General features: G+C 68.5%; 13 protein-coding genes and 1 pseudogene. 6 read left to right on the top strand and 8 right to left on the bottom strand.

The genetic code is table 11. The features are described from left to right. The 3 genes and pseudogenes from AB0J16_RS43770 to AB0J16_RS43780 all read right to left on the bottom strand — a co-directional run. Positions 1-642 (bottom strand): annotated as a pseudogene (locus AB0J16_RS43770) (RNA-guided endonuclease TnpB family protein); the annotation flags it as partial. A gap of 304 nt (positions 643-946) precedes the next feature. Continuing rightward, positions 947-2,845: a protein kinase gene (locus AB0J16_RS43775; RefSeq protein WP_358551229.1), complete on the bottom strand. Its 1,899-nt coding sequence runs from the start codon at positions 2,843-2,845 to the stop codon at positions 947-949. A 45-nt stretch (positions 2,846-2,890) separates the two neighbouring features. Then, entirely contained in the window at positions 2,891-3,589 is a 699-nt protein-coding gene (locus AB0J16_RS43780; RefSeq protein WP_358551231.1) for a M50 family metallopeptidase, read from the bottom strand. Between the two features lie 241 nt (positions 3,590-3,830). Here AB0J16_RS43780 and AB0J16_RS43785 point away from each other — a divergent pair, with 241 nt between their 5' ends. After that, positions 3,831-4,307 (top strand): nuclear transport factor 2 family protein, encoded by a 477-nt coding sequence (locus tag AB0J16_RS43785; RefSeq protein ID WP_358551233.1) that lies wholly within the window; start codon positions 3,831-3,833, stop codon positions 4,305-4,307. A 21-nt stretch (positions 4,308-4,328) separates the two neighbouring features. Then, positions 4,329-5,450: a magnesium and cobalt transport protein CorA gene (locus tag AB0J16_RS43790; protein WP_358551235.1), complete on the top strand. Its 1,122-nt coding sequence runs from the start codon at positions 4,329-4,331 to the stop codon at positions 5,448-5,450. A gap of 17 nt (positions 5,451-5,467) precedes the next feature. On the opposite strand, the gene gap is transcribed toward AB0J16_RS43790, so the two are convergent. Then, on the bottom strand, positions 5,468-6,463 hold the full coding sequence (gene gap, locus AB0J16_RS43795; protein ID WP_358551237.1) for a type I glyceraldehyde-3-phosphate dehydrogenase: 996 nt from the start codon (positions 6,461-6,463) through the stop codon (positions 5,468-5,470). Positions 6,464-6,510: 47 nt separating this feature from the next. Here gap and AB0J16_RS43800 point away from each other — a divergent pair, with 47 nt between their 5' ends. Beyond that, positions 6,511-7,056 (top strand): MarR family transcriptional regulator, encoded by a 546-nt coding sequence (locus tag AB0J16_RS43800; RefSeq protein WP_358551239.1) that lies wholly within the window; start codon positions 6,511-6,513, stop codon positions 7,054-7,056. A gap of 461 nt (positions 7,057-7,517) precedes the next feature. Here the strand turns inward: AB0J16_RS43800 and AB0J16_RS43805 are convergent, their stop codons facing one another. The 3 genes from AB0J16_RS43805 to AB0J16_RS43815 are packed head-to-tail and all read right to left on the bottom strand — an operon-like array spanning position 7,518 to position 9,836. Continuing rightward, complete coding sequence (locus AB0J16_RS43805) at positions 7,518-7,982, bottom strand: nuclear transport factor 2 family protein (RefSeq protein ID WP_358551241.1); 465 nt, start codon at positions 7,980-7,982, stop codon at positions 7,518-7,520. A 59-nt stretch (positions 7,983-8,041) separates the two neighbouring features. Then, positions 8,042-8,683 (bottom strand): response regulator transcription factor, encoded by a 642-nt coding sequence (locus AB0J16_RS43810; RefSeq protein ID WP_358551243.1) that lies wholly within the window; start codon positions 8,681-8,683, stop codon positions 8,042-8,044. Then, positions 8,658-9,836: a histidine kinase gene (locus AB0J16_RS43815; protein ID WP_358551245.1), complete on the bottom strand. Its 1,179-nt coding sequence runs from the start codon at positions 9,834-9,836 to the stop codon at positions 8,658-8,660. Before AB0J16_RS43815 ends, AB0J16_RS43810 begins: the two co-directional genes overlap by 26 nt. 130 nt (positions 9,837-9,966) lie before the next feature. Between AB0J16_RS43815 and AB0J16_RS43820 the strand changes: the two genes are divergently transcribed. The 3 genes from AB0J16_RS43820 to AB0J16_RS43830 are packed head-to-tail and all read left to right on the top strand — an operon-like array spanning position 9,967 to position 12,660. Further along, a complete protein-coding gene (locus AB0J16_RS43820; RefSeq protein WP_358551247.1) occupies positions 9,967-10,680 on the top strand; it encodes an ATP-binding cassette domain-containing protein in 714 nt (237 codons plus the stop codon). Beyond that, positions 10,677-11,411, top strand: coding sequence for an ABC transporter permease (locus AB0J16_RS43825; protein WP_358551249.1), 735 nt, complete (start codon positions 10,677-10,679; stop codon positions 11,409-11,411). Before AB0J16_RS43820 ends, AB0J16_RS43825 begins: the two co-directional genes overlap by 4 nt. A 1-nt stretch (position 11,412) precedes the next feature. Then, on the top strand, positions 11,413-12,660 hold the full coding sequence (locus tag AB0J16_RS43830; protein ID WP_358551250.1) for an erythromycin esterase family protein: 1,248 nt from the start codon (positions 11,413-11,415) through the stop codon (positions 12,658-12,660). On the opposite strand, the gene AB0J16_RS43835 is transcribed toward AB0J16_RS43830, so the two are convergent. Then, positions 12,661-13,413: an IclR family transcriptional regulator gene (locus tag AB0J16_RS43835; protein WP_358551252.1), complete on the bottom strand. Its 753-nt coding sequence runs from the start codon at positions 13,411-13,413 to the stop codon at positions 12,661-12,663.

Genomic DNA, 13,413 nt, shown 5'->3' on the forward strand with positions numbered 1-13,413 from the left:
GATCGGCCCCGGCAGCGCCGGGCCGGGCAGCACCACACCATCAGAGGTGACCGCCAGGTTCGCCACCCCTTGATCCACCCCCACAAAGCCGCCGACCGGCTCACGCACCACCGGTTGGGGCAGGGTGAGAGAGACCTGGAGTAGCCACGCGCCGCGCCGGTAGATCAGGTCGGCCTCGCCGAGCGGCAGCGTATCGATGGCTTTGAGGTCGTCTGGCCGACCGGTGTAGGAGACGGTGACGCGGCCGGTGGGAGTCCACAGCGACACGGTCCGGGCGTCCCGGTTGAAGCTCATCAGCCGGGCGTCGTAGGGGACAGCACCGTACGGCCGGAAGATGTGCGCGCGTTTCTTACTGGCGCGCCGGTTGGCGTAGGCGTCGGCGACCCGGGCGATCGCCCGCACGGCCGCTTGCGCGCCCAGCCCGGCCACCTGCGCCCGCACCTCGTAGTAGGCCAGCCGATGCAACGCCACCACGGTGAAGGTGCGATGCTGCCAGGCCAGCCGGGAGACGACAGTGGCCGCCTGATTACACAACAGCACAGTCGCCGCCAGCGCCTCGGCCTGGGCCGGGGCGGGGGTGAGCCGCAGTTGCACGATCGTGGGCAGGCCGTTGCGTTTGGTGGCGGAGCGGCGGATCGCCATCGCGCACCTCCTGTCACAGGATCCTCACCCACCGCACATATTACCGAACGTGACCGACTCTTTCCATACTGTTTTCGAAAGGAGGGGTGGCGCTTCCTCTCGGCCCTGAAGGATCGGGTCTCCGCGTCACCATTCAGATGAAAAGCCGGAAATCGCGAAGAGCGATCACCGTGAATTGGACGACAAGGACCGCACCGCCGCAAGATCCGCCCCCGCCTGGCCCCGACGACCAGCGCGAACATCGCGGACGCCATGAAAGCTTCATCCCGGAGGCATCCGGCCCGCGTGTCGATCGGTACCCGATCTAGCCGTTCTTGGCGACCGCGCCCCTGACGCAGGTCGGTTTGGACCAGGCGACCTTGCTCGTCTTCGAGATCTGCAGCGGGACGCCCACCAGGAAGCAGTAGCCGGTGTCCGGGTCCAGGCCGGTCACGCGAGCCGAGGTGGTGCCGGGCTGGAGGGCGGTGATCGCCTGCTCGCCCTGCCTGGCCGGGGATCGCTGGACCACGACCGGGTAGCGGGCGGACTCCTTGGGCAGTGCCCACCGCAGCTCCACCAGCGTGCTGCGGTCGGCCACCACGCGTACCCGGCGCGGGGCGAGCGCGGCCAGGGCGTCCTTGCCGACGTTCTCGGACGGCTCGGCGGCGGTCGACGGCGGCTGGGACCGCTGCGGGTCGGCCACGGGGGCTTCGTTCTGCCTCGAGAGGTAGACGGCGAACCCGGCGCCCGCGAGCGCCACGATCGTTGCGGCGGCTCCGATCGCCATCACCCTGGTCCTCGAACTGCCAGACGTCCTCGTACGGCCAGACGGAAGCCCGCTCGACACGTGCGCGGGACCCTCCGGCTGGGGACCCTGCGATGCCGGATAGCCCTCCGCCGGTTGGCTCTGCGGGACAGGATAGGCGCTGGGTGGATAGGTCGGTTGTGACGGGAACGCGGCGCCGAATGAGGAGCCGGTCTGCGCTGGGTGCGCCGGTGGAACTGTGGCGGGAGTGCTCGACCCGTCCGTGCTGAGCTGGGAGCCGGTCGCTTGCGGCCCGCCGAACTGCGGGCCCGACCGTTGGAGCCCAGCGGGGTAGCCGGACTGCCGCGCACCGGACGGTTGCGGCGCGAAAGGGCTCTGACCAGGCTGCCGAGGTCCCGAAGGCGGGGGCGCGAAAGGGCTATAACCGGTCGGCTGCGGGCCGCCCGCCTGGCCCGCCGGGTTGGGCGCGTAGGCACCGGTCACCGGCCCGGCCAAGTGTGCGCCAGCTCCGGTAACGGGCAAGTGCGCGCCCGTCGAAGGGCCGGGCGCCGGGGGCTCGCCACTGTCCTCTCGCCGGGGAGCCGTCGAAGGCACCGGGCCGGGATCCTGCCCGACCAGGTCCGTCACCGATAGTCCCAGCTCCGCCTGCACCTGCCGCAGCCGCTGCGCGAGATCGCGCGCCGAGCCGTACCGTACCTCCGGCTGCTTCGCCATCGCCCGCAGCACCGTCTCGAACACCACCGGCGGCACGTCGGCGCGGTTGATCGGCGGCGGATCCGCGCTCAGCACCCGGTACATCAGCGGCGCGATCGATGGGTCCGTCGGGCTGTGGAAGGCGGGCTGCCCGGCCAGCAGGTGGTAGAGCGTCGAGCCGAGCGAGTAGATGTCGCTAGAGGCGGAGTGCGGCTGCCCCGTCAGCACCTCCGGTGCCGCGTGCAGTGGCGTGAACGCCTGCGCCGTGGCTGAGATCTCCGCCGAGTCGACGACCCTGGCCACGCCGAAGTCGGCCACGGCCGGCTCGCCGTACCGGGAGATGAGGATGTTCTGCGGTTTGATGTCGCCGTGCAGGACCCCCGCCTCGTGTACGGCGGCCAGTGCCCCGGCCAGCTTCACGCCGGTGCGCAGCACGTCGGGCACCTGCAGCGGCCCCTCTTTGCGGACCTTGTCGCGCAGCGAGCCGTTCTCGAAGAAGTCCATGGCGATGTACGGCTTGCCGGAGCGCGTCACACCGGTGTCGAACACGGTGACCACGTTCGGATGGCCGGTGAGCCGGCCGGTGAGCTGGAGTTCGCGCTGGAACCTGCGCATGGTCCGCTGGTCGACCCGGTCCACGGACAGGACTTTCAGCGCCACGATCCGATCGAGGCGCTCCTGGTAGGCGCGGTAGACGATGGCGAACCCGCCCTGGCCGGCCTGATCGAGTACCCGGTAGCCGGGCGCGTCCTCGACTGGCAGCACAGTACTCCCCCCTGTCACGGGCGAGTTTAATGTGATTTTTCCTGACTAGAGCGGATTCATGAGATAGGCGCCGGCCACCACGGATGCGCCCGCCACGAGCAGGAAGAAGAACACATAGAAGCCGCCGGGCAGGATGGTCAGCCTGGCGAGCTGGTCGGCGTCGGAGTCGCGCGCCTGCCGCCTGCGCCGCTTGCGCTGCAACTCGATGATCGGCCGCACCCCGCCGAACAGCAGGAACCAGACCGCCACCAGGGCCACGACCTGCTGCACGTTGTCCGGCGCGTACATCGACAGGGCGAACACCGCGCCACCCGTCGCGAGCAGGATCAGCGCGCCGTACAGGTTGCGGATCAGCAGCAGCATGCAGACCAGGAACAGCAGCACGGTCCACATCAGCAACGTGATGCGTCCCTGCTCGGTCAGCAACGCGGCGGCCAGCCCGAGCAACGACGGCGCCAGATAGCCCGCCAGCGCGGTCAGCACCATGCCGGGGCCGGTGGGCCGGCCTCTGGTCAGCGTTACGCCGGAGGTGTCGGAATGCAAGCGAATGCCTTCGAGCTTCCGGCGGGTGACCAGCGCCATCAGCGCGTGGCCGCCTTCGTGGGCGATCGTGATCAGGCCCCTGGACAGTTGCCAGGACATGCCGAAACTGACGATCGCGAGCGCGACGAGTGCCGAGACCACCACGACCCAGGGGTCGGGGGCAGGCTGAACCTCGATCAGGTGAGCCCAGAGCTTGTCCATCGAGGTATGACCCTATCCAGGTAAAGACTCTCTCGTGCTCACAGAACAAGATTCTGACCCCACATGCTTTTCCCGACCGGTTGCCGCTTGATCTGGTTCCTGAGGGGAAGGTGGTGCTCGGCACAGATTTCCCGACAATTCCCCACTTGTACGCGCACCGGCCGGCCGCTCTTCACCTGTTCGACCTGCGAGACGACTGGCCAGGGGCCGTATGCTGGCATAACGGTACAACCATGATCTGATGGGCAAGGTGAACGACCAGCACGTGGCGCTGATCCGCGCCTTCTACGAGGCACTCGGCCGCACCGACTACGCGGCGATGGAGAGTTGCTACCACCCGGAGGTGAGCTTCGGCGACCCGGTCTTCCTGGAAGTGGAGGGGCGGCGGCGGGTGATGGCGATGTGGCGGCTGCAGCTGGGCGTGAGCGACGGGCTGAAGTCGGAGTTCAGGGACGTGACGGCCGACGACTTCACCGGCACGGCGCGCTGGACCTCCCGCTACACCTTCTCCCGTACAGGGCGCGAAGTGGTCAACGAGATCGACGCGCTGTTCAGGTTCGAGGACGGCCTGATCGTCAGGCACCACGACGACTTCGACTTCAAACGCTGGTCCCGGATGGCGCTGGGCAGGCCGCACGGGCTGCTGTTCGGCTGGACGCCCATGTGGCGCAAGTCGATCAGGGACCGGGCGACGCGGGCACTCGACGACCTCGAGTAGAGATTCTGGTAAGGGGCGGAAATGGCACGGATGAAGGGGTTCGGACGCGGCGGCGGCAGCGCCCGCGAGTCGGCGCCCGAGCACTCGATGGATCCGCGCGCCGGCGAAGAGGCCCCCTACCAGCCCACCGTCATCGACAACGCGATCTATCAGGACGGCAAGCGGGTCGACGATCCCGCCTCGCTGGCCGACGCCTTCGAACGCCTCAAGGAGCTGCCGGACAGCCTCGCCTGGATCGGCCTCTACCGGCCGAAGGACTGGGAGCTGGCCAAGCTGGCCGAGGAGTTCCAGCTGCACCCGCTGGCCATCGAGGACGCCATCGTGGGCTCCCAGCGGCCCAAGGCCGACCGCTACGGCGACATGCTGTTCGTCGTCCTGCGCGCCGCCCGCTACCTCGACGACGTCGAGGAGGTCGCGTTCGGCGAGCTGCACGTCTTCGTCGGGCCCAACTTCGTGATCACCGTACGGCACGCGGAGGCGCCTGATCTGCAGGCCGTACGCAAGCGCATGGAGTCGGACGCCGACCTGCTCCGCCAGGGCCCGCAGGCGGTGCTGTACGCCATCCTCGACGCCGTGGTCGACGGCTACGCCCCGGTGGTCGCCGGGCTGCAGAAGGACATCGAGGAGATCGAGGCCCAGGTGTTCGGCGGCGACCCGTCCGTCTCCCGGCGCGTCTACGAGCTGTCGGGCGAGGTCATCGAGTTTCAGCGGGCCACCACGCCGCTGGTACGGATGATCGACGGGTTCATCGCCGGGGCGACCAAGTACGGCGTCAACGAGGAGCTGCAGAGCTACCTGCGTGACGTGGCCGACCACGCCATCACGGTCAACGAACGCGTGGCCTCCTTCCGGCAGATGCTCCAGGACATCCTGCTGGTCAACTCGACGCTGGTCACCCAGGCGCAGAACGAGGAGATCGCCAGGATGACGGAGGCCAGCATCCGGCAGGGCGAGGAGGTCAAGAAGATCTCCGCGTGGGCGGCCATCCTGTTCGCCCCGACATTGGTCGGCACCATTTACGGGATGAACTTCGACTTCATGCCCGAGACGCACTGGGTGTTCGGCTACCCGTTCGCGATGCTGCTGATGGGCCTGGTCTGCCTGATCCTCTACACGGTCTTCAAGCGCCGCGACTGGCTTTAGAGGTCTCTTTCTGTTCGCTACAGCATGAGGGCCAGGTCGATGAGGCGGTTGGAGTATCCCCACTCGTTGTCGTACCAGCCGACGACCTTGACCTGCGAGCCCATCACGCGGGTCAGCTCGGCGTCGAAGACGCACGAGGCCGGGTCGCCGACGATGTCGCTGCTCACGATGGGCGCGTCGGTGTAGGTCAGCAGGCCCTTGTACGGACCGGCCGCGGCCTCGGCATAGGCCTCCTTCACCTCCTGCACGGTGGTGGCGCGGCTGGTGGTGACGGTCAGGTCGGTGACCGAGCCGTTGGACACGGGCACCCGCAGCGCGAACGCGTCCAGCCGGCCCCGCAACTCCGGCAGCACCAGGCCGATCGCCTTGGCCGCCCCGCTGGAGGTGGGCACGATGCTGAGCGCCGCCGCCCGGGCCCGCCGCAGGTCCTTGTGGGGTGCGTCCTGGAGGTTCTGGTCCTGCGTGTAAGCGTGGACGGTGGTCATCATGCCCGACTCGATGCCGACCGCGTCGTGCAGCACCTTGGCCAGCACACCCAGGCAGTTGGTGGTGCACGAGGCGTTGGAGATGATCGTGTGGCGCGCTGGGTCGTAGACGTCGTGGTTCACGCCGAGCACGATCGTGACATCCTCCCCGCTGGCCGGTGCGGCGATGATGACCTTCTTCGCGCCGCCGTCCACGTGCGCGCGGGCCTGCTCGGCCTTGGTGAAGATCCCGGTGGACTCGATCACCACGTCCACGCCCAGGTCACCCCACGGCAGGTCGGCGGGGTCACGCTCGGCCAGAACCTTGATGGTCGCGTCACCGGCCCGGATCGCGCCCGGCTCGGCGGCGACCTCGCCGGGGAAGCGGCCCATGATCGAGTCGTACGCCAGCAGATGCGCCATGGTCGCCACGTCGCCGAGGTCGTTGACCGCGACGATCTCGATGTCGGCGTCGGCGCGAGCGGCCACCGCGCGGAAGACGTTCCGGCCGATCCGCCCGAACCCGTTGATGCCCAAACGAAGTGTCATGCCAGACATCATAAGCAACTTAAATAAGTTTGCGATATATTTCCGGTGTGAACACCACGCCGGACCGGACGCCGGACCAGACATCGGGCGAGACGCTGGGCGACCGCGACTCGGACCGCGACCCCGCCCAGGGCGCTGACCGCGACGGCGACCTGGACGTGAATGCCTTCGCCACCGCGATCGAGAACTTCAACCGCTTCTACATCCGCCTCCCCATGCTGGAGAAGCTGTCGTTCACGACGCTGTCGGTGCTCGACACCCTCGCCACTCGCGGCGCCCCCATGCGCCTGACCGACCTCACCAAGACCGAGCAGGTCAGCCAGCCCGGCATCACCCAGCTCATCACCCGGCTGGAGCGCGACGGACTCGTGGAACGCCGCCCCGACCCCAGCGACCGGCGCGCCGTCCTGGTCCACATCACCGAGGCCGGACGCCAGATCGGGCGCTCCCGCCACGACGACCGCACCCGCCACCTGGTCCCGCTCATCGCCCAGCTGACCCCCGAGCAGCGCCAGGCGATCACCGACGCCCTCCCCGCCCTGACCCGCTTGGCCGAACTCGGACAGGCGAGCGCCGAATCAGTCGTCCGCTGAATCCGGAACTCCCGCCGGCTGGCGCGTCCAAACCGCAGAAGCGGGTCACTGGCCGGTCCGGGCGATTTCGGCGCCCTCGCGCGTCGTTGGTGCTCCTCTTGTAGCTGCGGTAGTCGGGAGAGGATGTGGACGGATAGCAGGCTTGGCGGTGCTCTCGGTCTGATTCGTTTTCGTCGAAGAGGTCTTGGAGGGTCTGGGTGGTGGCCGCGCGGGTGAGCCAGGTTCCGAGTCGGGTGAGGTCTGCGCAGGTGGTGATCTGGGCGCGAATGTCGTCGGGGGCGTTGAAGTCGCGGGCGGCCAGCACGAGCAGCACCGATATGGCAGCCTCTTCCGCCCTGGCCTCCGCTCTGCCCTCGGCTTTGCCGCGGCCGAAGTGTTCGCGGGCGAAAGGGCTGTGGACCGGCCATTCGGCAGACGCGGACATGTTGACGAGGGTGTCATGTGGGGGAGACGACATGTTCTTAGCGGCTCGCTGATGCCGGAGTGCGCACCACGCTCTCCGTTGCCTGAGCGCTGAGGGCCCGTGCGACCGTGAGACTGTCCTCGTAAATGTGGTACCGGGTGATGAGTCCGTCCTCGACGGTGAGGTGCAGCGCGAACGGCGAGCTGTAAGCGGCGCCGCTGCTCCGTACCGTCTGCACGATCTCCCCGAGGACGACGGCGTCCGCCCCGTCGACCAGGATGCGCGCCACCGACGTGCCGTTCAGCTCGGGCACGTGATGAGCTTCCAGCGTACGGAAATGGTCGGCCACGTCGGCTCGGCTCGATCGCGGCCGGATCCACGGCACCGCCGGATGCCCCTCGGCGGGCCAGTCGAGCTGCCAGTCGATCGGTTCGGCGAACAACTCGGCGACACGGTCGTGATCGCCCTCGGCGATACGCCGCATCAGCGCTTCCACGATGTCACGGGTGGGGTCAGCAGTCATGCCGCAAGCTTTTCCGAGGGTGACGCGGCCTGTCGATTACCTCCCAGATAAGCGGATCCCTAGAGGAGGCCGGCGTCGCGTACCTTCATGGCGACCTGGACGCGGCTGTCGCTGCCCAGCTTCGCGAAGATCCGGGTGATGTTCGCCTTCACGGTCGCGACGCTCATGTGGAGATGTCCGGCGATTTCGGCGTTCGATCTGCCCCGGGCCACCTCGATCGCGACCTCTCGTTCGCGTTCGGTGAGTCTGGCCAGCTCCCGTGGTGCCTGCGGCGGCTCGCCTCCGGTGGTTGCCGCGGCGATCACCTGCCGGGCGACGCTCGGCGACAGCACCGGTTCACCCCTCGCCACGGTACGGACCGCCTCGATCATCTTCGGTGGGGGCGTGTCCTTCAGCAGAAAGCCGTCGGCGCCGAGCCGCAGAGCGCGCAGCACCATGTCGTCGGCGTCGAAGGTGGTGAGTACGAGGATCCGGGGCGGGTCCGGCTGGGCCAGCAGCAGTTCGGTGGTGGTCAGCCCGTCCTGGTTGGGCATCCGGATGTCCATGAGCACGACATCGGGCCGCAGGTCGCGGATCACGTCCATGGCCTGCCGGCCGTCCCCGGCCTCGCCGACCAGGTCCAGGTCGGGCTCGCCGCCGAGAATCAGGCGCAGGCCGGTACGTACCATCGGGTCGTCATCCACGATCACCAGTCGAGTCACGGCGTGCAGTCTCCCATGGCAACGTGGCGTCGAGGATGAAGCGTCCGTCACGTACGGCGTGGCTGAGAGTGCCGCCGGCCATCCGGATGCGTTCTGCCAAGCCGACCAGCCCCAGCCTGCTGCCGGGTCCCGGGGCCGTCGCGAACAGCGCCGGATTGCTCACCTTGATGCGCAGGCCGTCCCCCGGCCGCCCGCCGAGCTCGGCCATCACCCGGCTGCCCGGCGCATGCTTGCGCGCGTTGGTCAGGGCCTCCTGCACGATCCGGTACGCGTGCCGCCCGGTCGGCGTCGGCAGCAGTTCCCGGTCACCGATGGTGTCATCCACCTCGACCTGCTGACCGGCGGTGCGCACTTCGTCGAAGAGGGCATCCAGATGGGTCAGGTTCGGCTGCGGAGCTTCCAGGGATTCGTCGCGCCGGAGCGTGCCGAGCACGGTGCGCAGCTCGTTCAGTGACTGGTGCGCGTTCTCCTGGATGGCCAGTGCGGCCTCGCGGGTCTCCTCGGCGCTGAGGTCTTTCCGGTACGCCAGGCCGCCGGCGAGCATGGACAGCAGGGAGATCCGATGAGCCAGGACGTCGTGCATCTCGTGGGCGATCTTGAGCCGTTCCGCCAGCTTGGTCTGCTCGATCAGCTGCAGTTGCTGGCGTTCGGCGAGCAGGGCCGTCTCTTGCTGTGAGGCGGCCAGGTCCTGGCGCCCGCGGTAGTAGAGGCCGAAGAGAGTCAGTCCGCCGAGGATGGCGGTATTGGTAATGATGGACACATCGGTCGCCTCGGTGATGGCGGGCAAGGCGGCGAACGCCACCGCGCTCAGCCAGGAAACGACCGCGACGGGGACGATCTGACGCCACCGGCGATGCATGCACAAGGAGACATACGTGACGTATGCCGGGCCGCTCGCCGTGCTGGAGAACGCGTTCAGCAGGGCGATGACCAGGGCGATCTGCCATGGCCAGCGACGCCGCCAGCCCATCAGGACCAGAGCGATCACGCCGAGCCCCACATCGACCAGTGCTGACGGAAGCCGGTAAAGGTCGCGGGAAACGACCGCGACCAAGATGGCTCCATGGAACAGCATCGGCAGCAGGGCGCACACATAGCGCAGTGTGATGCTCTGCGGGTCCAGGACCGCCCGGCTCTCCTGTAGGTCGTGCACGCCCTACAGCCTAGAGACAGCCCGGCCGATGGCTTAGCGACCCAGGTCCATATCCAGGTGGCCAAAGGTCTAGAACCGGACTCGACCTGGGTCCGATGACCGGCGGCGTCGCATCCGGTGAACTTGATCCATGATCGAGTTCGACCACGTCAGCAAATTCTACAAGAACGTGAAGGCACTGGACGATGTGTCCTTCACCGTCGAAGCGGGCAGCGTCACCGGCTTCCTCGGGCCCAACGGCGCCGGAAAGTCCACGGCCATGCGCATCCTGGCCGGGCTGTCCCGGCCCACCTCGGGCTCGGCCACCGTGCTGGGCCGGCCGTACGCCGACTTGGGCTGCCCGGGTTCCCAGGTGGGTGTGCTTCTCGACGCGGGCGCCCAGCATCCCGGCCGGACCGGCCGGGAGGTCTTGACCCTGAGCGCGATGCTGCTCGGACTGCCGAAGTCGCGGGTCGGCGAGGTCCTCGACCTGGTCGGACTGTCCGCCGAGGAGAGCCGGCGGACGGTCGGTGGCTACTCACTCGGCATGCGGCAACGGCTCGGCATCGCTCACGCGCTCCTCGGCCGGCCCAAAGTGCTCATCCTGGACGAGCCCGCCAACGGTCTCGACCCCCAGGGCATCCAATGGATACGCGGGCTGCTGCGTAATCTCGCCGACTCGGGTCGTGCGGTGCTGCTCAGCTCGCACCTGCTGCACGAGGTGGAACGGGTCGCCGACTACATCGTGATGATCGGCCGCGGCCGCGTCCTCGCCCAGGGCACCGTCGACGAGCTCGGCCGGGGCCGGGACCTCGAACAGACCTTCCTCGAACTGACGGCGAACGCGGACCGGAGTGCGGCATGACCACATCGATTCCCTTCCACCGGTTGCTGTCGGTCGAGGCTCGCAAGCTCTTCGACACCCGCAGCGGCAAGATCATGACGGCGATCCTGATCCTTCTGACCCTGGCGTCCATTACGGCGCGCGGCATGGCCTCCGGTCCGCGGCTGGGCACCTTGATCGGGACCGCCGGAATCGGATTCAGCACCTTGCTCCCCGTCATCGGCATTCTCACGGTGGCCGGCGAATGGAGCCACCGCACCGCCCTGACCACCTTCTCGCTCGAACCTCGACGCCTGCGGGTGCTGGCGGCCAAGTGCCTGCCTCCGTTGATCACCGCCATGGTGGCCTCCCTGTTCGCGATGCTGGTCGCGGTGCCGGTGACGGCTGCCGTCGCCAGTGCCCACGACATCCCGGCCGACTGGGAGATCGCCCCTCTCACCCTGCTGGGCTGGACCGCGACCAACGTCTTGGTGGTCGCGATGGGACTGTCCGTTGGCATGCTGCTCCTGAACGCGCCGGCCGCGATCGTGATCTGCCTGGCGACCCCGATGCTGTGGGGCGTCGTCGCCCGGCTCGGTGCCACCGGCGCGGCCCTGACCGAGTGGCTCGACCTGGGCAGCGCCACCACCCCTCTGATGGTCGGCGACATGACCGGGGGCGAGGCCGCTCGGCTGGCCGCGTCTATGATCTTCTGGATCGTCGTCCCGATGACGCTCGGCGCAGTGCGCGTGCTCCGCAAGGAAGTGAACTGACATGAGACGCAAGCTCGTCCTGAGCGTCGCACTGATCGGCTTGGCGGCGGCCGGGTGCGCGGGTGTGGACACTTCGCGAGTGACGTCCGACGCCGTGGTCCCTCTCGACCAGGTCCCCCTCGCCGACGCCGCCGGCAAACGCGTGGTCGGGATCGGCGAGGCCACGCACGGCAACAAGGAATTCGTCCAGACCCGCGCGTTGATCATCCAGAAGTTGGTACGAGAGTACGGCTTCCGCACCGTCGCCCTGGAGGCCGACTTCGGCGGCACGGCCACGGCCGACGACTATGTCATGAAGGGCCAGGGCAGCGCGGAGGACGCCGCCAAGGCGCTCGGCTTCGACATCTACCGGACCCGCGAGATGGCGGATCTGCTCAAGTGGATCCATGACCACAACGCCGCCGTCCCCGACACGGACAAGGTGCGTCTGTACGGCTTCGACATGCAGCGTTACGACCGGAACAAGGAGCGGCTGCTGCGCTATCTCGCCACGGTCGACCCCGCTCGGGTCCGCCCGGTCCAGGAGTCGCTGGCCGCTCTCACCGATGCCACCAGGTCCGAACAGGACGAGGAGAAGGTCGCCGCCGCCACCACCGCCGCTGGGCGGCTCGTCGCGCAGATGACGGCGAATCGGGAGAAGTACGTCAGCCTCAGCTCCCAGGAGTCGTTCGCCCTCGCGGTGCACCACGCCGAGACGATTCAGCGCGGGGCGCGGTTACAGACTTCCGGCAATGACTACGGCAGCAAGCGGGACGCCTGGATGGCCGAGAACGTCAGGTGGATCGCCGACACGGAGGGCGCCCATGGACGGAAGAAGGTCATATTGGGCGGTCACAACGGCCACATCGACAAGAGCGGTGCGGCGTTCTCCTTTGAGTCGATGGGGCGACGCCTTGCCAAGGCGTACGGCAAGGACTACTTCGCGATCGGCACCGAGTTCGGCACGAGCACCTTCGTCAGCAGGGACGACGGCTCCGGGGAGCGCAAGCGGTTCACCGTGAGCCACACCTCGCCTTTGGCCAAGCTGTTCGGTGACCAGCCGCTGGGCTACGTGAACCTCGCGCAGGCCTCGTCGCAGCCCGGCAACCGTGAGGTGCTCACCTCGGAGGTCCCGATGGGCGCCGTCGGTGACGGCTTCCGGTCGATCTACAGCTCCCTGAGCTGGACGTACACGGTGAAGACGGTGCCCGCCCAGGCCTACGACGCCCTGGTGTACGTGCCGCGTGCCAGCCCGGTCACCCCACTGTGATCAGTCGGGAAAGTCGGCCAGGGCCTGCTCGACCTCGGTGACCGCGCGTCTCAGCTCCCCCGCGAACACCCCCACCTGATCCCCGCCGAACCGGGTGGAAGGCACCGCGATCGACAGCCCGGCCACGGCCGATCCCCGGCCGTCGCGCACGGCGGCGCCGATGGCCGAGACGCCCTGCTCGGTGTCGTCGATGTTCAGCGCGTAGCCGCGTACCCGGATCTCGTCGAGCTCGCGGGTCAACGCGGCCCGCTCCGCGTCCGGCAGGTCGGGGTAGAGCTCCCACAGCCGCTCACGCGTCAGCGCGGCCAGCAGCACCTTGCCGCCGGAGGCGCGGTGGGCGGGCAGGATCGTGCCCCGGCGGTCGCCCACGCGCAGGATCTGCGCGGACTCCGCGCTGGCGAGGAAGCGCACCTCCGTTCCGACCCGCACGGTGAGGTTGACGGTCTCCCGCACCCGCGCGCACAGCGCCTCCATCGCCGGCCTGGCCCTGGCCCGCAACTCGCGCAGCGCGGAGCCGCTCGCCACGCCCGGCGCGGAGGCGAGGAAGGGGCCCGGCAGGTACGTGTGGTGCTCGTCCTGGACGGCGAAGTCCCGATATACCAGCATCGCCAGCAGGCGGTGCGCGGTCGAGCGGGCGATGCCGAGCTCCCGCGCAACGTCGGTGACCTTGAGCCGGCCCTGGTCGCGCAGCATGTGCAGGAGCAGGAGAACGTTGTCGACCGAGCCCAGGGCGTACGGAGGCCGGTTCTTCAT

It is taken from the genome of Nonomuraea sp. NPDC049750 (assembly GCF_040659625.1).
In the GTDB taxonomy this organism is placed as follows: domain Bacteria; phylum Actinomycetota; class Actinomycetes; order Streptosporangiales; family Streptosporangiaceae; genus Nonomuraea.

Coding starts and splice junctions, on each gene's coding strand:
- AB0J16_RS43780 (WP_358551231.1), bottom strand. CDS start 3,589: ATGGACAAGCTCTGGGCTCACCTGATCGAGGTTCAGCCTGCCCCCGAC.
- AB0J16_RS43785 (WP_358551233.1), top strand. CDS start 3,831: ATGGGCAAGGTGAACGACCAGCACGTGGCGCTGATCCGCGCCTTCTAC.
- AB0J16_RS43790 (WP_358551235.1), top strand. CDS start 4,329: ATGGCACGGATGAAGGGGTTCGGACGCGGCGGCGGCAGCGCCCGCGAG.
- gap (WP_358551237.1), bottom strand. CDS start 6,463: ATGACACTTCGTTTGGGCATCAACGGGTTCGGGCGGATCGGCCGGAAC.
- AB0J16_RS43805 (WP_358551241.1), bottom strand. CDS start 7,982: ATGACTGCTGACCCCACCCGTGACATCGTGGAAGCGCTGATGCGGCGT.
- AB0J16_RS43820 (WP_358551247.1), top strand. CDS start 9,967: ATGATCGAGTTCGACCACGTCAGCAAATTCTACAAGAACGTGAAGGCA.
- AB0J16_RS43825 (WP_358551249.1), top strand. CDS start 10,677: ATGACCACATCGATTCCCTTCCACCGGTTGCTGTCGGTCGAGGCTCGC.
- AB0J16_RS43830 (WP_358551250.1), top strand. CDS start 11,413: ATGAGACGCAAGCTCGTCCTGAGCGTCGCACTGATCGGCTTGGCGGCG.
- AB0J16_RS43835 (WP_358551252.1), bottom strand. CDS start 13,413: ATGAAGAACCGGCCTCCGTACGCCCTGGGCTCGGTCGACAACGTTCTC.